The organism is Mycolicibacterium anyangense, assembly GCF_010731855.1.
Lineage (GTDB): Bacteria > Actinomycetota > Actinomycetes > Mycobacteriales > Mycobacteriaceae > Mycobacterium > Mycobacterium anyangense.
The window spans coordinates 1303123-1321582 of record NZ_AP022620.1; the positions used below are offsets into that span (position 1 = coordinate 1303123).

Below are 18460 nucleotides of genomic sequence, written 5' to 3' on the forward strand. Positions count from 1 at the left end.
TGTTCGATACCGTCGAATGATGCACGAACACACCGTCCGCGCGACGACAACCGGTGGCGTCGTCGAAGGCTTCACCCGCGACGGCGTCAACCGCTGGCGTTCCGTTCCCTACGCCCGGCCACCGGTGGGTGCGCTGCGGCTGCGAGCCCCGCAGCCGCCCCAGCCGTGGCGGGGGGTGCGCTACTGCCACAGCTTTGCCAACTGTGCGCCGCAGCAGCGCCGCTACACCATGCTCGGGGTCGGCCGCTATCAGCCGATGAGTGAAGACTGTCTGACCCTCAACGTGGTCACCCCGCAGTGGCCGGGGCCGGCGCCGGAGGGCGAACTGTTGCCGGTGATGTTCTTCATCCACGGCGGCGGTTACATCATGGGTAGTTCGGCCACACCGCTGTACGACGGTGCGGCGCTGGCCCGCCGCGGGTGTGTCTACGTGTCGGTGAACTACCGGCTCGGCGCACTCGGTTGCGTGGATTTCTCCTCGCTGTCGACACCCGAGGTCCCGATCGACAGCAACCTGTTCCTGCGCGACCTGGTGATGGCGCTGCGCTGGGTACGCGACAACATCGCCACCTTCGGCGGGGATCCCGACAATGTCACCATCTTCGGCGAGAGTGCCGGTGCGCATGCGGTGGCCACCTTGCTGGCGGTCCCGGATGCCAAAGGGTTGTTCCGGCAGGCGATTTCCGAAAGCCCCGCTTCGGGGTTGGTCAGCACGGGGGAGACAGCAGCGGCGATCGCCGGGAAGTACGTCGACGCGCTGGGCGCTGACCGGGCCGATGCCGCCGCCACGCTGATGCGGGCCCGGCCCGCCGATCTGGTCACCACGCTGGACCGGCTGCTCGAACGCAGTCTGCACGAGATGAACGGCGCGTTTGCCGTCGGCCCAACCCACGGTGACGACATCCTGCCGATCGACCCGATCGAGGCCATGAGAATCGGTATGGCACATAAGGTTCCATTGATCGTGGGTACCAATGCCGACGAGGGCAGGCTGTTCACCCGTTTCATGAAGCTGCTTCCCACCACCGAGCACGCGATCGAGAAGCTGCTGGCCTTCGCCGAGCCCGAGACACGCGACCGGATCACCGCGGCCTATCCCGGATACCCGCGGCCGGAGGCCTGCGTGCAGCTCGGTGGCGACTTCGCCTTCGGTACGGCGGCGTGGCAGATCGCGGAGGCACACGGTGCCCACGCGCCGACCTACGTCTACCGCTACGACTACGCACCGCGCACGCTGCACTGGTCGGGCTTGGGGGCCACTCACGCAATGGAGCTGCTGGCCGTCTTCGACATCTACCGAACCCGGCTCGGCGGTGCCCTGACGGTGGGGATCGACCGGGCCTCGGCGTTGCGGGTGAGCCGCGAGGTCCAGAGCAGGTGGCGCAGCTTCAGCCGTACCGGTGTGCCCGGAGACGGCTGGCCCACCTACTCGACATCAGAACGGCCGGTGCTCGTCTTCGACCGGCACACCCGGATTGAATACGACCCGCACGCCCATCGGCGCGAAGCGTGGGCAGGATTCTCACTGGCCGCGCGCTAGCGTTTGACAGCCGTCAAAATATTGGCCGAAAGGGCACCGCGGCAGCCCTGCGGTGGCCTAGGTTGGTCGGGTGCAGACCAATGACATCGTCGTCGAACGTCCCAGTGACCTGACTCCCGAGTGGCTGACCGCCGTCATCGGCGCGGGCACGGTCACCGCCTACACCGTCGACCGCATCGGCACCGGCCAGATGAGTGAGTGCTATCGCATCGGCCTGACCTATGCCGACGGCCACGACGGTCCGGCGACGGTAATCCTGAAAGTCGCCGCCACCGACCCGGTGAGCAGGCAGACCGGTCTCGCACTGGGCCTCTACGAGCGCGAGGTCAAGTTCTACACCGAGGTCGCGCCGCGGCTCGGCGGACCGATCGCGCAGTGCTTCCACGCCCACTACGACCCGCACAGTGGAATCTTCGCCCTGGTGATCGACGATGCCGCCCCCGCGGTCGTCGGTGATGAGATTCGCGGCGCGACACGGCAAGACGCGATCCTGGCGCTGACCGAACTCGGCCGGCTGCACGCACCGGTGATCGGCAGCCAGACCTTCGCCGAGGCCGACTGGCTGAATCGGGAGGCGCCGATGAATCAGGCGCTGCTCTCCCAGCTCTATGCCGGGTTCCTGGACCGTTACGGCGATGCCGTGACACCCGACCAGCGCACCGTATGCCAGCGCCTTGCCGACAGCTTCGACGCCTACGTCGCGCAAGAGCGTTCGGCGGACCGGATCCAGGGTCTGGTGCACGGCGACTACCGCTTGGACAACATGCTGTTCGGTCGCCCCGGATCGCGTCGCGAGCTCACGGTGGTGGACTGGCAGACCGTGGGCTGGGGGCCGGCGCTGACCGACGCCGCGTACTTCATCGGGTGTGCGCTCACCATCGACGATCGCCGCGCCCACTACGACGACCTGCTGCGCGCCTACCACGCGGGCCTTGGTCCGCAGACTTCGGTGACCCTCGAGCAGGTTCGGGACGGGGTGCGCAGGCAGAGCTTCGCCGGTGTGATGATGGCCGTGGTGTCCTCGATGCTCGTCGAGCGCACCGACCGCGGTGACGAGATGTTCCTGACCATGCTTGATCGGCACAGCAGCCATGTGCTCGACACCGGTGCGCTGGACGCGCTGCCTGACGGTGCCCAATCCGCGCTGGTACCCGACCCGGTCGACGAGGGTCCGCACCAACCCGGTGACGAGCCGCTCTGGAACGAGAGCTGGTACTGGGACTTCGCCGACGCGGGCCAGGGTGTCGGCGGTTGGATCCGGCTCGGTCTGGTGCCCAATCAGAACGTGTCGTGGATCAACGCGCTGGTCTGCGGACCCGACATGCCGACGATCGCGCTGCTGGACTTCGAGGCGCCGGTGCCCGCGGATCCGGCGATCGCGGTCGGCGACGGAGTCGAATTGCGGCACGGGGCAACGGTTCCGCTGCAGTCGTATCGGGTCGAGGTACGTGGCCGCGCCCAGGCCTACGACGATCCCTCGGCGATCCTGCGCGGGGAGCCGGGCCGCCCGGCCGAGCTGGCGATGGATCTGACCTGGACCACCACCGGCACGCCCTATGCCTACCGGATCACCACCCGCTACGAAATCCCTTGCACCATCAGCGGTACCGTCACCGTCGACGGTCACACCTATGAGTTCGACGCGGTGTCCGGACAGCGTGATCACTCCCACGGGGTACGGGACTGGTGGAGCATGGACTGGGTCTGGAGCGCGCTGCACCTCGACGACGGCACTCACCTGCACGGCGTCGATCTGCGGATCCCCAACCTGGGTGCGGTCAGTGCGGGCTATGTCCAGCGCGACGGTCAGCCCGTCGTCGAGACGACGTCGGTGACCGCAGAGGCGAGCTTCGCCGCCAACGACCTCCCCGAGCAGACCAGGATCGTGTACGAGCCGGGCTCGATCGACACCACGGTCACAGTGCTCGGCCACGCGCCGGTGCGGCTGGTCGGCCCGGACGGCCGGGTCAGCCAGTTTCCGCGAGCCTGGGTCGAGGTCGAGGCAACGGATGGGCGCCGCGGGGTCGGCTGGGTGGAGTGGAACCGCAACCTCTGAGCTAGAGGTGCGCGTCGTCGTCGTCGAGTTCGTCGCGCTGCAACGCCATCGGAGTGGCCGACGGAATGTCGCCACCGGCGATCACCTGCCGGGTCAACGGCGTCAGCGCGGCGAACAGCCGCTGCACCTCGCTGTCACTCAGCGCGGCCAGGCCGCCGAGTGCCAGCGTGTCGGTGCGGTGCTCCACCCGTTGCTTCAGGGCTCGGCCGGCATCGGTGAGTTCGCCTGTGGCGCTGAGCAGCCCACGGCCCGCGAGGCTGTCGACGCAGGCCTGCCACTCCTCGTCGCTGTAGTCGCGGCTGCGCTTGATGAAAGCCGCCGGGACCGCGCCGGCCGCGACGTGCAGCACATTGGACTCGCGGCCGCTGACATCCTCGGCCACCAGCGCAGCGACATGACCGTCACCGCGCTGCTCGCGCAGCAACGTGGCGGCGTGCCACAGCGTGGCCAGCGGAGCGTCTGGCCAGGGCAGCGCGAGGTTGGCGGCGAACAACGCGCGGCCGTCCAGCGGCGCACCGCGTGCCGCGTCGGCCGCCAACGCCGCGGCCTCGGCCACACCCGGCGAGTCGTCGCTCAGTCCGTATCGGCGCAGCGCGGCGACAGCGCTGTCCTCGCGGACCCGCAGTACCTCCGCGGGAGCGGCGATCTCCCGTACCGCAGGCAGCATCCGGTGCACCCGCTCGGCGGAGAAGTTGTAGAAGATGGCCGTCACCACGTCGGGCGCCACCGGACCCAGTGGCGCCGACCGCGCCGCGAAGTACCCGCGCCAGAAGCCGGTGAATCCCATCGCACCCAATTGGTCCTGCACTTCGGGAGCGAAGTAGGTGACGGCGTGGACGGGTTCGAAGCGGTCGAAGAATCGTCGCGCCAGCCGTGGAGTTCTCGTCACCCTGAGCAGTCAATCACCCTCGCCGCGGCTGCCGATAGGGGAGTTGATTTCTCAGCGACTTGGTATCTTGCTCCCAGACTTCCACGGGCACCGTGGTGGCGGCAAACTTTGGGAGGCCATGATGCGACGGACAACCGCTGCGCTCGCGGCGCTGGTGGTCGGTGGTGCGGCGCTGGCGGGCTGTTCGTTCAGCGCTTCCACAGGAAAGCCGTTGGTGGACAAGGCCGATCTTCAGAAAGACATCACCGAGCGGCTGACCAAGGCGGGAGCCAAGCCGGAGTCGGTCACCTGCAAGGCCGACCTCGAGGGCGAGGTCGGCAAGACCACTCGATGTGAAGTGGTGCTCAGCGCGACCAACAGTTTCGAGCCGATCGTCACCGTCACCAAGGTCGACGGCTCCACCGTCAGCTACGACATGGCGCCGGCAGTCAACAAGGAGCAACTGGAGAAGACCGTCACCACCATGGTCTCGCAGGCTTCCGGGTCCAACGTCGAGTCGGTCAGCTGCGAGTCGGGCCTGGACGGCAAGAAGGGGGCCGAGGCGCACTGCGACGTGACGGCAGGGGGCGTGACCCTGAAGCGGACCGTCGAGGTCACCGAGGTCAACAACCTGCTGATGAACTTCACCGTGATTCCGGTGCTCCCCAAGGCACAGGTGGAGAACTCCCTGCTGGACCAGCTGCAGACCCAACTCGGGCACCGTCCGGATACCGCGGACTGCACCGCCGACCTCGAGGGCAAGCCGGGAACCACTGTCGAGTGCTCGGTGGTCGCCGGCGAAGAGCATCAGGACTTCACGCTCACCGTCACCACCGTCGACGGCGATACCGTCAACTACAGCTTCGCGCCCAAGGCCTGAACCGGCTATCCCGCGGTAGCGGGGGAGTCGCCCGACACTGCCGCAGCGGACTCGTCGATGATGGCGCGCATCGCGCGTTCGGCGGCGTCTTCGTCGCGTAGCCGCACCGCCCTGGCCACCTCATCATGCAGCGCGATCGCGGCGGGGTTGGGGGTGCTCGGCATCATCCCGTGGTGGGTGCGCCCGGCCAGGACCTCGGCCACCACGTCATAGAGCGCCCGAAACATCTCGTTGCCGCTGGCCTCCAGCAGCGCGCGGTGAAAGACCTTGTCCGCCAGCAGATATGCGTCCAGATCGCCGGAACGCCCGTGCACCACCATATCCGAGACGGCGGCCGCCATGATGCGGCATTGATGGGGGTCGGCTCGTCGTGCGGCCAGCGCCGCGGCGGCGGGTTCGAATCCGCGTCGCAGTTCGGAGAGCGAAAGTAGTTGCGCTGCACGGTCTCCGACGTCCAGGCGCCAGCGGATGACCCTGGGGTCGAAGACGTTCCAGTTGCGCGCCGGCTGGATGGTGATGCCGACCCGCCGGCGCGGGGCCACCATCCCCATCGACTCGAGCACCCGGATGGCCTCTCGGGCGACGGATCGGGACACCCCATGGGTCGCGCTCACCGAATCGAGGGTGAGCACCTGCCCGGGCTGATAGCGGCCGGAGACGATGTCCTGCCCCAAGGCGGCGAGCACATTGCCGTGCAACTCGCCGACTATTGGCTCCGGGTTCACCCATACATGCTGTCATACCGCCATCCGGCGGGTATAAAGCCGATCCATAACCGTTTCGTCTTGATTAAGTATGACTATTCATGCAAGCTGTGTGACATCGTGCACAGGAGGGTAGACGCAGGCATGACCTCACCGATCGTGGTCATGGGGGTGTCCGGTTCGGGGAAGTCCACCGTGGGCGCCGCCCTGGCCCAGCGCCTGCGGGTGCCGTTCGCCGACGCCGACGACTTCCACCCACCGGCCAATATCGCGAAGATGACGGCCGGTCATCCGCTCGACGATCGGGATCGCTACCCCTGGTTGGAGACGATCGGACGCTGGCTGGCCGGCCATCCGGATGGTGGGGTGATGAGCTGCTCGGCGCTCAAGCGCAGCTACCGCGAACAACTGCGGCGGCACTGTCCGGACGTCCGATTCCTGCACCTGACCGGATCGCCGGAGGTCATCGCCCGCCGGCAGGCGAGCCGGCCCGGGCACTTCATGCCGGCTTCGTTGCTGGCATCCCAGTTCGACACCCTCGAACCCCTTGGCGACGACGAGCACGGAACGGCCATCGACATCGATCAGAGCATCGACGCGATCATCGAGACATACATGTCTCGCACGACAGGAGACAATGAATGAATCCATCCGGCGTTCTACTGGCCGATGCCCCGAAGCTGCCTGTTCCGGTCGCCTCCGGCTGGCAGCTCATCCTGGCCTTCCTGGCCGGCATCGGGGTGATCGTGGTGCTGATCACCGTGGCCAAGCTGCATCCGTTCCTGGCGTTGATCTTCGGTGCACTCACGGTGGGCATCGTCGCCGGGGAGAATCTGGAGAAGGTGCTCACGTCGTTCTCCGACGGCTTCGGATCCACTGCGGCGGGCGTCGGCATCCTCATCGCGCTGGGTGCCATGTTCGCCAAGCTGCTGGCCGACTCCGGCGGTGCGGACGAGGTCGTCGACACCATCGTCGGTCATGCCTCACCTCGTGCACTGCCCTGGGCGATGGCTCTGGTGGGAGCCATCATCGGGTTGCCGATGTTCTTCGAGATCGGTCTGGTGTTGCTGATGCCGGTGATCTACCTGGTCTCGCGACGCTCGCAGTTGTCTTTGGTCACGGTCGGAATCCCTGCGCTGGCAGGGCTTTCCGCGATGCATGGTTTCGTGCCGCCGCATCCGGGCCCGCTGACGGCCATCAACCTGCTCGGCGCCGATCTCGGCCTCACCCTGGCGCTGGGTGTCGCGGTCGCGATTCCGACGATCATCGTCGCGGGTCCGTTGTTCGGCAAGCTCGCCGGACGGTGGGTCGTGGTGGCGGCCCCCGACACCTTCGCGCCCGACGAGTTCGCCGCGCGCCGGGAGGGGCCTGGCACCGCACTGGCGAGCGGCGAGGAACGCCGTCTGCACCGCCCGTCGTTCGGCATGACGATGTTCAGCGTGCTGCTGCCGGTGGCGCTGATGCTAGGCAAGGCGCTCGTGGACATCTTCATCGACGACAAAAACCAATGGTTCCGAATCACTTTCGATGTGCTGGGCACACCGCTGGTAGCCCTGTTGATCGCCGTGATCGTCGGCATATTCACGCTGGGACTGGGCGCGGGAATGTCACGCAGCCAACTCACCGCATGCGTCGAGTCGGGGCTGCCGCCGGTGGCCGGGATCATCCTGATCGTCGCCGCGGGTGGCGGTTTCAAGCAGGTGCTCGTCGACAGCGGAATCGGCACCCTGCTCGCCGACTGGGCCAAGGACGTCAACATCTCGGTGATCCTGCTGGCGTGGCTACTCGCGGTGTTGATCCGCCTGGCCACCGGCTCGGCCACCGTCGCCACCATCACGGCGTCCTCGCTGGTGCTCGGACTTGTCGAGGGTCTCAGTGGTTCCCAGGTATCGCTCGTCGTGCTCGCCGTCGGCGCCGGGTCGCTGTTCTTCTCCCACGTCAATGACGCCGGATTCTGGTTGGTCAACCAGTATTTCCGGCTCAGCGTCGGTCAGACGATCAAGACCTGGTCGATCATGGAGACGGTGCTCTCGGTGACCGGCCTGGTGGTGGTGCTGCTGCTCGGCCTGGTGATCTGAGCCGGATCAGCCCTTGACCACCTGGGTGCCGCCGGCCAGCTCGTCGTGCTTGCCCTGCTTGGACGGGCTGTTGTTGATCGTCACCGCGATGACGATGTAGGCAATGAACGCCAGCAGGCCACCGATGTAGGGGATCACCGACAACAGCGTGAAGGAGTTGCGGATCGCCGACTGCTGGACATTCGGCTTGGCTGCACCGCCCGGTCCGCGGACCGACAGACCGAGGAGTTTCTTGGCTGGCGTCCACCCCTGGGTGACCTCGAAGGCCACGAAGTAGGCGAACGTCAACAGGCCCGAAAACAGCCCGGTGACAAGGATATTGCTGGTCGCGTGGAAGGCGAATGCCAGGACCAGCGCCACGATGCCGACGAAGATACCGTCGATCAAGCGGGCCGCGAACCGCAGACCGAGTCCACCAGGCGCGACGCCCGGCAGCGGTGGCGGCGGGTAACCCGGCTGGCCGTACGGGTTCGGCGGCGGGTAAGAGCCGCCCGGCGGGCCGTACTGACCCGGCGGAGGCGGTGGCGGCGGGGGAAAGCCCTGCGGTTGCCCGTAGGCGTTCGGATCGTAATCACCCGTCGTCATCAGATCTCCTCGGTGGCGATGTCTTGGGGAACCCAATCTACCCGCCCACCGAGGCGCTTCGGAGGCTTCGCCGCGTGGCGATCAGAACTTCAGCGTCTGGCGAACTTCTTGGCTCGCGAGCGGGTGGTGTCGACCAGATCCGCACCCTGGTCCTTGGCCAGCTCACGGGCGGCGTCGGCGAGCTCGGCGCCTCGGCCCCGAGCGGCGTCGGCGAGCTCGGCGCCACGCTCCAGCGCCACGTCTGCGAGTTCAGCACCGCGTTTGCGGGCGGCCTCCAACAGCGGCGCGGTGCGCTCGCCCGCAACGAGCGCGAGTTCTCGGCCCCGCTCGGCACCCGCCTGAAGACCGTGAACGGCCCGATCCGCGAGTTCGCTGTCGACCAGCGCGGAATTCGAGGAGGGCAGGGTGGCCGTGACCGCCTCGGCGACCTTGCGGGCCGCCCGGCGCCCGCGCCAGCCCAGCGACGGCTTGCCCGCGGTGTCTGCGGAGGCGATGATCAGCCCTCCGAGCAGGCTGATATCGGTCAGGAACTCGCGGCGCTTCTGCGCCTTGAGCTTTTGGTCGTTCTCATTCCAGAACATATGCGCACCCAGGTTCGCCGGAATCACCGTCGCGGCCAACGCCGCTGAGGCCAGCCGCGGCATCCGCCCGGTCGCCAGCAGCAGACCGCCGCCGATCTGTACGGCGGCGTTCACCTTGGCGAAAGTCTCCGCGTCACCGGGCACGCCGGAACCCACCGGATCAGGCAGCTTCTGCAGACCCTCCAGCGTCGGCCGAGCCGCGTCGGCCGCGAGCTTGGGGCTGCGCAACGCGTCGAAACCCTGCCCGATGAACACGGCCGCCAGCATGGGACGAGCCACTCTGCGAATCAACATGGCCGCGGTGTTCCCGAAGGCACCCATCGCCAAACCCAGCTGGCCGCCCGCTCACTGGGGAGTCCGGTGACGCATCGCCAGTGGATACCCCACCCAGGCAGCCAACATTGCCGCGCCCGTCACCGCACCGGCTACGACGGCGGACCGGGTTCCCAGCACCGTTCCGAACACGACCACCGCCACGCCGGTCAGCGCCGCACCGAGCAGCAGCAGTCCGGCATAGGCGCACCGGTGAGCTGCCGACACCAGGGCAGCCACCTTGTGCCGGCGGAAGAGCATGCGGTGCATGCCCACCGGCGCAACGAGCAGCACGGTCGCCCCCAGCGAGGCCACCACCGTGGCCAGGTAGGCGTCGTGCAGGCCATCGTCCAATGTGGTGAACCTGGCCTGAAACGGCAGCGTCAGCAGGAAACCGGTGAGCAGTTGGACACCGGTCTGGGTGACCCGCAATTCCTGCAGCAGGCTCGACCAGTTGCGGTCCAGTCGCTGCATCTCACTCTCCGAGCGCGCTGCAGCATCCCAGGACTGATCGAATTCGGGATGGTCGACGTCCACCCGGTGGGCATGCCCCGCCCAGACCGCCGCGAAACCGGTTCAGGCCAGCAGCAACCGGGCGGATCGTTCGAGTTTGGTGGCGATCTCCATATAGGACGCGTAGCCCATTCCGGCCCGCACCAGCGCCCCGGCATACAACTGCTCGAGCAGTTCGACGATCTCTGAATCCGCTTGTGCGCCAAGGGCAGAGCACAGTCTCTGGTGAATCTCCCTGCCGATGCGGAATCGCAGGTGCTCGACGTCGGGGTCCCTGCCCAGCAGCGCGGTGGTGACGGCACCGGCCAGTTCGGGCTCGTCGGCCACCAGCAGTGCGATGTTGCGCAGCACCAGCACCACCCGGTCGGTGGGATCGGCGGAATCGAACGGGGGAGCGGGCGAGGAGGCCAGCCGGCGCCAGAACACCTCGGCGACCAGATGCTCCTTGGAGGAGAAGTAGGTGTAGGCCGTGGCCGCGCCCACCCCCGCCTCGGCGGCCACCATCCGGATCGTCAGACCGGCGAACCCCTGGCGGCTGAGCACGTCCACCGCGGCCCGGCCGAGCCGCTCTACGGTGGCGGCCTGCTTCGCTGTCAACCGGCGCCGTGTCGCCTCGCGAGCTACCGGTTCAGACACATGTCCGGACGCTACTACAACCACTACCGGTCGACAAGATGCGCGCTGGCCATCCGCTATGTCCACACGCTAGGTTCAGACCATGAGCCGTACCGACACCGCGCGTGCTGCGCAAACTTCCCGACTGTTCGATCTGGCCGACGAGGTGATCGGATTCATGCCGGCCGACGAGGGGCGTGCGCTCTATGACGCGGCCGTGCGCTTCCTCGACCACGGCACGGCCGTCGAGATCGGTACATACTGCGGCAAGTCCACGGTTCTGCTCGGTGCGGCTGCCGCCGCGACGGACAGCGTGCTCTACACGATCGACCACCATCACGGATCCGAGGAGCACCAACCGGGCTGGGAGTTCCACGACACCTCGATGGTGGACCCGATCAGCGGGCGATTCGACACGCTGCCGACCTTTCGCCGGACGCTGGACGCGGCCGGACTCGACGACACCATCGTCGCGGTGGTGGGCAAGTCGACGGTCGTCGCCCGCGGGTGGCGCGCCCCGCTGCAACTGCTCTTCATCGATGGCGGGCACAGCGAGACCGCCGCGCAGCAGGACCTCGAGGGCTGGGCCAAGTGGGTCGCGCCGGGCGGCACGCTGATCATCCACGACGTGTTCCCGGATCCGCGTGACGGTGGTCGGCCACCGTACAACATCTATTGCCGCGCACTGGAATCCGGTCATTTCACCGAGGTCAGTGCCTTGGGTTCGCTGCGGGTCCTGGAACGGACCTCCGGTGGGGCCGGCGAGGATCCGCTCAGCGCTTGACGCATTCACAGTCGTAGTCGCCCTCGAGCCCGCGGGGGAGTTCGGCCGCGCGGAAGATGCCGCTGCCACCGGTGGTCACCGACAGGGCATCGGCGGCCAGGATCACCGCGGCACCGGTCCAGGTGGTCCGCTCCACCGGCCAGCGCTTGCCGTCGGAGAACACCAGCCCGGTCCAGTAGGAGCCGTCAGCTTCGCGTAGATGCTGCATCGCGGCGAATTGGGTGAGTGCGCGGTGTCGTTCACCCATGGCGTCCAAGACCAGCACCAATTCGCAGGTTTCGGCCCCGGTGACCCACGGGCGGTCATTGACGCACCGGATGCCCAGTCCGTCGACGACGAACTCGTCCCAGCGTTCGGTGATGCGTGAACTGGCCGCCGAGCCGCGAATGGCTCCGCCCAGGATCGGGTAATACCAGTCCATCGAGTGGTGCGGCTTCTCGGTGAACGAGTCCGGGTGCTCGCTGATCGCGTGGCCCAGGCGGCCGAGCGCGACCTCCCACTCGGGCTGCGGGTCATCGACGTAGTCCGCTAGCGCCAGCGCGCACCGGATGGCGTGGTAGACGCTGGCGCACCCGGTCAACAGGGCTTCCGGCAGAACACCGGAAGGGCCTTGAGCCCAATAAATCTCGCCCGTACCGGCCTGCAACTCCAGCACGAAGTCGATCGCGGCGCGGACCGTCGGCCACATCTGCTCGCCGAATCGCCGGTCACCGGTGACCAGCACGTGGTGCCACACACCGGTGGCGATGTAGGCGCAGAAGTTGCTGTCGCTGTTGGCGTCCTCGATGACACCGCGGCGGTACTGAATGGGCCACGATCCGTCAGCCCGCTGTTCCCGGCGGCACCAGTCGTAAGCGGCTCTGGCGGGCTCGGTCAGCCCGGCCACGGTCAGCGCCATGGCGCATTCCACGTGATCCCAGACATCGGTGTGCCCGGTCTCCGACCAGGGAATCTCGCCGGACGACTCTTGCACGGCCGCAATGGATTCGGCCGTCTGCCTGCACTGTTGCGGAGTGAGGACCCCGGCTACGCCGGGCACACCGTCGAGGTCAGATTGCCGCGCCATCGGCGATCGGCTTCTCGAAGTAGAGCGCGACACTCTTGCCTACCAGGGGGTTGAGTGCGGACTCGGCCACCCGCGTGAGCGCAGGGCGTGACATCATGTCCCATACCAACAGCTTGTGGTAGGCCTTGACCGCGGGATGCTCCGTCTTGTCAACGCCCACAGCGCATTTCAACCACCAGAACGGTGCGTGCAGCGCATGGGCGTGGTGCTCGTGGGTGAACCGCAAGCCACCGCGGGTGAGCTTGCCGCGCAACTCGTCGGCCTTGTAGATGCGAATGTGGCCGCCCTCGTTGGCGTGGTACTCGTCGGACAACAGCCAGCAGATCTTCTCCGGCAGCCACCGGGGCACCGTGACGGCCAGTGTGCCGCCCGGCCTGAGTACGCGGATGAGTTCGGCGATCGCGGCGTCGTCATCGGGGATGTGTTCAAGGATCTCCGAGGCGATCACGGTGTCGAAGCTGCCGTCGGGATAGGGCAGCGCCAGTGCGTCGCCGACGACGACCTGGGCCTTGGCCGATTCCGGCGCTTCGCCGGCCTGACCCATCGCCTGCAGCATGGTGTCGACTCCCGCCAACTCCTCGGCGTCCTGGTCGAAGGCGATCACGTTGGCGCCCCGGCGATAGGCCTCGAAGCTGTGCCGCCCCGCGCCGCATCCGACGTCGATGACCTTGCGTCCCGGACCGACCCGCAGCCGGTCGTAGTCCACCGTCAGCATGGTTCGTCCACCACCTCGATATCGGAGCGAACCCGGCCGGTGCGGGCGATCGCCTGTTCGTAGACCCGGACGGTCTGCGCCGCCACCGACTCCCAGCTGAAAACGTCGAGCGCGCGGCGCCTGCCCGCGGTGCCGAGCCATTGCCTGCGCTCTGCCGACTGCAGCAACCGGCCCAGCGCGAACGTCAGCTCGCCGACATCACCGGGGGTCACCAGGTCCGCACACTCACCGTCGGGTCCCAGCACCTCGGGCAGCGCACCCGCTCGGCTGGCGACGATCGGCGTCCCGCTGGCCATGGCCTCGACCGCGGGCAGCGAGAACCCCTCATACAGCGACGGAATGCAGGCGATCTCCGCCGAGGCGAACAGCCCGGCCAGTTCGGCGTCGCTCAACCCGCTGGAGGTGTGCACGATGTCGGAGATGCCGAGCTCAGCCAGCAGCTTCTCGGTCGGGCCGTTGGGCTCCAGCTTGGCGACCAGCTGCAGCTCGACGTCGTGCTCCGCGCGCAGCCGGGCCACCGCGTGCAGCAAGTGGCCGATTCCCTTGAGGGGGCGGTCGGCGCTGGAGATCGCGATGATGCGCCCGGGTATCCGCGGCTGGTCATGCGGCTTGAACAGCTCGGTGTCCACGCCGAGCGGAACCACCCGGAGCTGATCGGGATTGACCCCGAAATCATCGGCGATGTCGGTGGCCGACGACGAGGACACCGTGAGCAGGTCGGGGATCCTGCGGGCCACCTTCTTCTGCATCTGGGCAAAGCCATACCACCTGTGCACCAACGGCTTTCGCCACCATTTCGCGGCGGCCAGATCCAGCACGCGGTCGCGGGTGATCGGGTGGTGCACGGTGGCCACCACCGGAAGCCCGCCGGCGGCGATCTTGAGCAGTCCGGTGCCCAGGCACTGGTTGTCGTGGACCACGTCGAAGTCACCGCGGCGCGCCGCCAGCAGGCGAGCGGCACGCAGGCTGAAGGTGCGCGGCTCGGGGAAGCCCGACGTCCACATGGTGGCCAGTTCCAGCACGTCGATCCGATCGCGGATCTCGCTGATATGTGGCACCCGGAAGGGGTCCGGCTCGCGGTAGAGGTCAAGGCTGGGCACCTCGGTCAGCCGCACCCGCGGATCGAGGATCTCCGGGTAGGGCTGACCGGAGAACACCTCGACCTGGTGACCGAGTTCGACCAGGCCCTGGCTCAAGTGACGGACGTAGACGCCCTGCCCACCGCAATGGGTCTTGCTGCGATAGGACAGCAACGCAATTCGCATGGTCACGCTCCTGAACTGTCCGTGATCGATGCGGCCGGGTCACCCGTCAGGCTCGCATGTGTCATCGTTGAGGTATCCGGACATCGGCAGCAATCTGTCTGGACATGTGTCTGGACTCTAATTCGATAAGCTACATATTGCAACGTAAGTCCCGCGCGAAGGCCCACGCCAGCGACTAGTTTCAGCGGCATGTACTACGAATGGGAATCGCCGGCCCGTGGCGTTCACCGGTGCCGTCTGCCGTTTCTCGATGTCACCGTCGGTCTCATCCGCGGTCGCGACGGAGTGGTCCTGGTCGATTGTGGCACAACGCTTTTGGAGGCAAAGCAGTTGGTCGCCGACGTTGCGGAACTCACCGGTGGGGCCGTGACCCATCTGGTGATGACCCATCACCACTTCGACCACATTCTCGGTGCGCCCGGATTCGCCGGTGCCGCCAGCTACGCTCCTGCGGCGGTGGGACGGGCCCTGACCACCGGCCTGGCGGACGTTCGCGCCCATGCGCTGCAGTACGGCGCCGACCCGGCCGAACTGGACCGGGCTATCGCCGTCGCACAGGCACCCGACCACATCGTCACCGACACCGGCCTGGACCTCGGTGACCGGATGGTGCACCTCGTACACCCCGGCCGCGGGCACACCGACCACGACCTGGTCGTGATTGCCGCCCCGGCCACCGGCGGCGATCCGACCGTGGTGTTCTGCGGTGACCTCGTCGAGGAGTCGGCGGATCCCGCCGTGAACGCCGAATCGGACGTGGCGGCGTGGATCGACACGCTGGACCGGGTGCTGGCGCTCGGGGGTCCGGACGCGGTGTACATCCCCGGCCACGGCGCGGCCGTCGACGCCGCGTTCGTGCGCCGGCAGCGGGAGTGGCTCAGAAACCGGTGGTGAGCACCCGGTCGAGCATGTCGACGAAGAAGTCGGCCGACTCCCGGGTGATGCACATCGGCGGCTTGACCTTCAGCACGTTCTGCCGGTCACCGGTGGGCTGCACGATCACCCCGAGCTCGCGCATCCGCTCACAGATCGCGGCGGTCTCCTCGGCGGCCGGCTCCAGCGTGCCGCGGTCCCGGACGAGTTCGATGCCCATGTAGAGCCCGCTGCCGTGCACGGTGCCGATCAGCTGATGACGGTCGGCCATCGCCTCGATGCGGGCCCTGAGATGATCGCCGATGCTCAGCGCGTTCTCCTGCAGGCGCTCCTTGACCAGCATGTCGAGCACCGTCAGGCCGACCACGCAGGACACCGGGCTGCCACCTGCGGAGGAGAAGAAGTAACCCTGGGTGCGGTACTTCTCGGCGATCGCCCGGGTGGTGATCACCGCGCCCAACGGCTGCCCGTTGCCCATCGCCTTGGCGACGGTGACGATGTCGGGAACGACCTCCTGCTGCTGGAACGCCCAGAACCAGCGGCCCGTGCGGCCGTAGCCGACCTGCACCTCGTCGGCGATCGCCAACCCACCCGCGGCGCGGATCGCGCCGTAGACAGCCCGCAGGTAGCCGTCCGGCAGAGCCATGCCGCCTGCGTTGCCGTAGAACGGTTCGCAGATGAAGGCCGCCGGCGGATGTCCTTGCGCCACAAGACCTTCGATGATGGCCACCGCGTCGGGTGCATACCGCGAGGCGTCCCGGCCACGGTAGTCACCGCGGTAGGCGTTCGGCGAGGGCACGGTGTGCACCCACGACGGGCGGGTCTCGAGCGCGTTGGGGTTGTCGGCCACCGAGGTGGACACCGCGTCGGTCGCGTAGGTCCAGCCGTGATAGGCCTCGGCCACCGCGACGATGTCGTGCCGGCCGGTGTTGGCCATCGCGAGTCGCAACGCCAGATCACCGGCCTCCGAGCCGGAGTTCACCAGGAACACGGTGTCCAGCGGGTCGGGCAGAGTAGCGGCCAGTCGCTCGGAGAGCTCCACCACGGCGCCGTAGTTGAACCGCGAGTTGGTGTTCAGCCTGCGCCACTGCCGGGCGACCGCGTCGGCCAGCACCGGGTGACCGTGGCCCAGGATCGCCACGTTGTTGACCATGTCGAGATAGCTGCGGCCGTCGGTGGCCAGCATGTGCTCGCGCCAGCCCCGTTCGATCTGGGGTGGGTTCTGGTAGTAGTGCTCCTGCACGCTGGCAAACGAATCGGCCCGGCGGCGCCACAGCGCCTCGCTGTCGCCGCCGGAGGGTGCCAACGGCGACAGCCCGAGCAGGGAAGCCGGGTCGGCCACCAGGGGCAGCCAGCCCGCCGAGTACTCCGGACGTACCAGGTCGGGTACGGCGATATCGGGCTGGTGTCGGTACTGGATCCAGACGCGGCCGTCGACCACGCCCAGCGTCGCACCGGCGGCGACGTCACCGCCGGCGCGCAGTCCGGGATCCGCTCTCAGCGCGCCGCGCACCAGCACCGATCCGGACGTTCCGGTCAGCACGAGGGTGTCGGCGGTCGCGGACTCGACCACGCCGGCCCACGGGGCGGTCACCGTCAGCGGGGCGGCCGGCCACAGGTCGATTCCGGTACCCACGGTCGCCGGCGACTCGGCACGCAACAGGGCCGACCGGCTCACCCGCGGCTGGCCGAAACCGGTGATCACCGCGGCGGCCCCACCGGCGAGTTCGGCGGCCGCCAACTGGTCTTCGCAGGCCGGGTCCAGCCAGGCACCGGCATCCATCGCGTCGGAATCCAGCGAGAGGTCCAGCCGTGCCACCGCACCGGTGTCCAGCCCGGCGATCAGCGGCGCGTCAGACGTGACCCGTGCGTCCAGGCGAGCGTTGGGGTGCGCCAGGCCGAGGCGGTCGCGGATCAGCGCCGTCATCACCTCGGTCGGCACCTCGGTGGCGCGTTCGAAGATGCGCCACTCGAAGTCCAGCGCGCTGGTGGCGTACTCGTTGTCCGTATCGATGCTCGCCTGGTGGATTCCGCTGACCACCAACACCGCAGCACGCAGGACGACCAGCGGCCAGAGCGCCTCGATCTCGGCCGGGGACAGCGGGCGCACGGCGTTGAAGGCGGCGATGGCCGGCAGTGTCGCGGCGGGCTCGCCGCCTTCGTGGCGCAGCAGCGAGGACACCGCGACGGCCAGCTCCGCGACCGTCCAGGACCGGGTCAGATCGCCGAGGTCGATGATGCCGTCGGGTAGCCGACCGTCCTGCGCCGACGCGCACACCACGTTGTCGTCGGTGATGTCACCGTGGATCACCTGGACCGGGAGGTCGTCGCCGAGATCGGCGACCACACTCCAGGCCGCTGCGGTGGCGGCTTCGACGGCCTCCCGACGAGCGGCATCGGTCATGTGCTCGGCCAGCAGTTCCACCGTGCGCTGGGCGAAGCGCAGGTCCCACTGCAGGATACGGTCGACGCCGGGGTGCTCGAAGCCGGCCAGCGCCCGGCAGGTGCGCCCGGCCAGCGTGCCCAGCGCCGCTGCCTGGCCGGGCGCGACGTAGTGGTCGCCGCTCATGGTGCCGCCGGACAGATAGGTGATGATCCGGCCGTAGAGGACGGTGCCGTCGGGCGCCCGTAATTCGGCGATCGGCGGATGGCCGGGCCGCTCGATGTTGGTGGCCGCCCGGACGCCGGGCTCGGTCTGGGAGATATAGGCCGCCGCGGCATCCTGGGCTTCCAGCTCGAGGCGGGAGAACGCCGGGTTGGCGATCTTGAGCACACCGATCTGTGCGCCGTCGGCACCGGTGAGTAGAAAGTTGGCGTCCTGCTGGCTGCCCAACGGCGTGACCTCGGCGTCGACGCCGAAATGTGCGGAGGCGATATCGACTGCCTGAGCGGGAGTGATCGCCGGGACGGGTAGTTCCTCGGCCTGGAAGAAGTCGAACAGGGTCATCTCGCTACTCGGGCATCCTCGTGGGCAATTGGCGGTCTCACTGTACTGCTGCACCCATCGCCGCGAGGTCGGGTGAAC

17 protein-coding genes are annotated in these 18460 nt (G+C 67.9%); 7 read left to right on the forward strand and 10 right to left on the reverse strand.

Features of this window, described 5'->3' with window-relative positions:
- The first annotated feature begins 19 nt into the window (after positions 1–19).
- Together G6N35_RS06125 and G6N35_RS06130 are read left to right on the forward strand one after the other, a co-directional pair.
- The gene (locus G6N35_RS06125) at positions 20–1540 is read left to right on the forward strand and encodes a carboxylesterase/lipase family protein (RefSeq protein ID WP_163803451.1); all 1521 of its coding nucleotides are present in this window, start codon (positions 20–22) and stop codon (positions 1538–1540) included.
- A gap of 70 nt (positions 1541–1610) precedes the next feature.
- Positions 1611–3596, forward strand: coding sequence for a DUF7064 domain-containing protein (locus G6N35_RS06130; RefSeq protein WP_163803452.1), 1986 nt, complete (start codon positions 1611–1613; stop codon positions 3594–3596).
- A 1-nt stretch (position 3597) separates the two neighbouring features.
- Here G6N35_RS06130 and G6N35_RS06135 read toward each other — a convergent pair whose 3' ends face one another.
- The gene (locus G6N35_RS06135) at positions 3598–4485 is read right to left on the reverse strand and encodes an SCO6745 family protein (protein ID WP_163803453.1); all 888 of its coding nucleotides are present in this window, start codon (positions 4483–4485) and stop codon (positions 3598–3600) included.
- 121 nt (positions 4486–4606) lie between these two features.
- On the opposite strand from G6N35_RS06135, the gene G6N35_RS06140 reads away from it, so the two are divergent.
- A complete protein-coding gene (locus G6N35_RS06140) occupies positions 4607–5344 on the forward strand; it encodes a DUF4333 domain-containing protein (RefSeq protein WP_163803454.1) in 738 nt (245 codons plus the stop codon).
- Between the two features lie 5 nt (positions 5345–5349).
- Here G6N35_RS06140 and G6N35_RS06145 read toward each other — a convergent pair whose 3' ends face one another.
- Complete coding sequence (locus G6N35_RS06145) at positions 5350–6069, reverse strand: FadR/GntR family transcriptional regulator (RefSeq protein ID WP_170313113.1); 720 nt, start codon at positions 6067–6069, stop codon at positions 5350–5352.
- A 123-nt stretch (positions 6070–6192) separates the two neighbouring features.
- Here G6N35_RS06145 and G6N35_RS06150 point away from each other — a divergent pair, with 123 nt between their 5' ends.
- Both G6N35_RS06150 and G6N35_RS06155 read left to right on the forward strand, forming a co-directional pair.
- On the forward strand, positions 6193–6693 hold the full coding sequence (locus G6N35_RS06150) for a gluconokinase (RefSeq protein WP_163803455.1): 501 nt from the start codon (positions 6193–6195) through the stop codon (positions 6691–6693).
- Positions 6690–8126, forward strand: a complete 1437-nt coding sequence (locus tag G6N35_RS06155; RefSeq protein WP_163803456.1) for a GntP family permease — start codon at positions 6690–6692, stop codon at positions 8124–8126. Before G6N35_RS06150 ends, G6N35_RS06155 begins: the two co-directional genes overlap by 4 nt.
- A gap of 6 nt (positions 8127–8132) precedes the next feature.
- Here G6N35_RS06155 and G6N35_RS06160 read toward each other — a convergent pair whose 3' ends face one another.
- From G6N35_RS06160 to G6N35_RS06175, 4 genes are all read right to left on the reverse strand, one after another.
- Complete coding sequence (locus G6N35_RS06160; RefSeq protein ID WP_163803457.1) at positions 8133–8711, reverse strand: RDD family protein; 579 nt, start codon at positions 8709–8711, stop codon at positions 8133–8135.
- A gap of 89 nt (positions 8712–8800) precedes the next feature.
- On the reverse strand, positions 8801–9586 hold the full coding sequence (locus G6N35_RS06165; RefSeq protein ID WP_163807497.1) for a DoxX family protein: 786 nt from the start codon (positions 9584–9586) through the stop codon (positions 8801–8803).
- Between the two features lie 51 nt (positions 9587–9637).
- Positions 9638–10141, reverse strand: a complete 504-nt coding sequence (locus G6N35_RS06170) for a DUF6328 family protein (protein ID WP_163803458.1) — start codon at positions 10139–10141, stop codon at positions 9638–9640.
- 39 nt (positions 10142–10180) lie between these two features.
- The gene (locus G6N35_RS06175) at positions 10181–10753 is read right to left on the reverse strand and encodes a TetR/AcrR family transcriptional regulator (RefSeq protein ID WP_163803459.1); all 573 of its coding nucleotides are present in this window, start codon (positions 10751–10753) and stop codon (positions 10181–10183) included.
- Positions 10754–10835: 82 nt separating this feature from the next.
- Between G6N35_RS06175 and G6N35_RS06180 the strand changes: the two genes are divergently transcribed.
- Positions 10836–11516, forward strand: coding sequence for a class I SAM-dependent methyltransferase (locus tag G6N35_RS06180; protein ID WP_163803460.1), 681 nt, complete (start codon positions 10836–10838; stop codon positions 11514–11516).
- Here the strand turns inward: G6N35_RS06180 and G6N35_RS06185 are convergent.
- From G6N35_RS06185 to G6N35_RS06195, 3 genes are read right to left on the reverse strand one after another with little or no spacing between them, the layout of a single operon-like run.
- On the reverse strand, positions 11506–12582 hold the full coding sequence (locus G6N35_RS06185; RefSeq protein ID WP_163803461.1) for an MMP endo-(1,4)-3-O-methyl-alpha-D-mannosidase: 1077 nt from the start codon (positions 12580–12582) through the stop codon (positions 11506–11508). The genes G6N35_RS06180 and G6N35_RS06185 overlap by 11 nt on opposite strands.
- On the reverse strand, positions 12566–13297 hold the full coding sequence (locus G6N35_RS06190) for a class I SAM-dependent methyltransferase (RefSeq protein ID WP_163803462.1): 732 nt from the start codon (positions 13295–13297) through the stop codon (positions 12566–12568). The genes G6N35_RS06185 and G6N35_RS06190 overlap by 17 nt, the downstream gene beginning before the upstream one ends.
- Positions 13291–14562, reverse strand: a complete 1272-nt coding sequence (locus G6N35_RS06195) for an MMP alpha-(1->4)-mannosyltransferase (RefSeq protein WP_163803463.1) — start codon at positions 14560–14562, stop codon at positions 13291–13293. Before G6N35_RS06195 ends, G6N35_RS06190 begins: the two co-directional genes overlap by 7 nt.
- A gap of 189 nt (positions 14563–14751) precedes the next feature.
- Here G6N35_RS06195 and G6N35_RS06200 point away from each other — a divergent pair, with 189 nt between their 5' ends.
- On the forward strand, positions 14752–15456 hold the full coding sequence (locus tag G6N35_RS06200; protein ID WP_163803464.1) for an MBL fold metallo-hydrolase: 705 nt from the start codon (positions 14752–14754) through the stop codon (positions 15454–15456).
- Here G6N35_RS06200 and G6N35_RS06205 read toward each other — a convergent pair.
- Entirely contained in the window at positions 15440–18382 is a 2943-nt protein-coding gene (locus G6N35_RS06205; RefSeq protein WP_163803466.1) for an aminotransferase, read from the reverse strand. The genes G6N35_RS06200 and G6N35_RS06205 overlap by 17 nt on opposite strands.
- Positions 18383–18460 lie beyond the last annotated feature (78 nt).

Excerpts from the sequence above, each read along its gene's own strand:
- G6N35_RS06125 (WP_163803451.1), top strand. The coding sequence starts at position 20 with ATGCACGAACACACCGTCCGCGCGACGACAACCGGTGGCGTCGTCGAA.
- G6N35_RS06140 (WP_163803454.1), top strand. The coding sequence starts at position 4,607 with ATGCGACGGACAACCGCTGCGCTCGCGGCGCTGGTGGTCGGTGGTGCG.
- G6N35_RS06150 (WP_163803455.1), top strand. The coding sequence starts at position 6,193 with ATGACCTCACCGATCGTGGTCATGGGGGTGTCCGGTTCGGGGAAGTCC.
- G6N35_RS06155 (WP_163803456.1), top strand. The coding sequence starts at position 6,690 with ATGAATCCATCCGGCGTTCTACTGGCCGATGCCCCGAAGCTGCCTGTT.
- G6N35_RS06160 (WP_163803457.1), bottom strand. The coding sequence starts at position 8,711 with ATGACGACGGGTGATTACGATCCGAACGCCTACGGGCAACCGCAGGGC.
- G6N35_RS06165 (WP_163807497.1), bottom strand. The coding sequence starts at position 9,586 with ATGTTGATTCGCAGAGTGGCTCGTCCCATGCTGGCGGCCGTGTTCATC.
- G6N35_RS06180 (WP_163803460.1), top strand. The coding sequence starts at position 10,836 with ATGAGCCGTACCGACACCGCGCGTGCTGCGCAAACTTCCCGACTGTTC.
- G6N35_RS06185 (WP_163803461.1), bottom strand. The coding sequence starts at position 12,582 with ATGGCGCGGCAATCTGACCTCGACGGTGTGCCCGGCGTAGCCGGGGTC.
- G6N35_RS06190 (WP_163803462.1), bottom strand. The coding sequence starts at position 13,297 with ATGCTGACGGTGGACTACGACCGGCTGCGGGTCGGTCCGGGACGCAAG.
- G6N35_RS06195 (WP_163803463.1), bottom strand. The coding sequence starts at position 14,562 with ATGCGAATTGCGTTGCTGTCCTATCGCAGCAAGACCCATTGCGGTGGG.
- G6N35_RS06200 (WP_163803464.1), top strand. The coding sequence starts at position 14,752 with ATGTACTACGAATGGGAATCGCCGGCCCGTGGCGTTCACCGGTGCCGT.
- G6N35_RS06205 (WP_163803466.1), bottom strand. The coding sequence starts at position 18,382 with ATGACCCTGTTCGACTTCTTCCAGGCCGAGGAACTACCCGTCCCGGCG.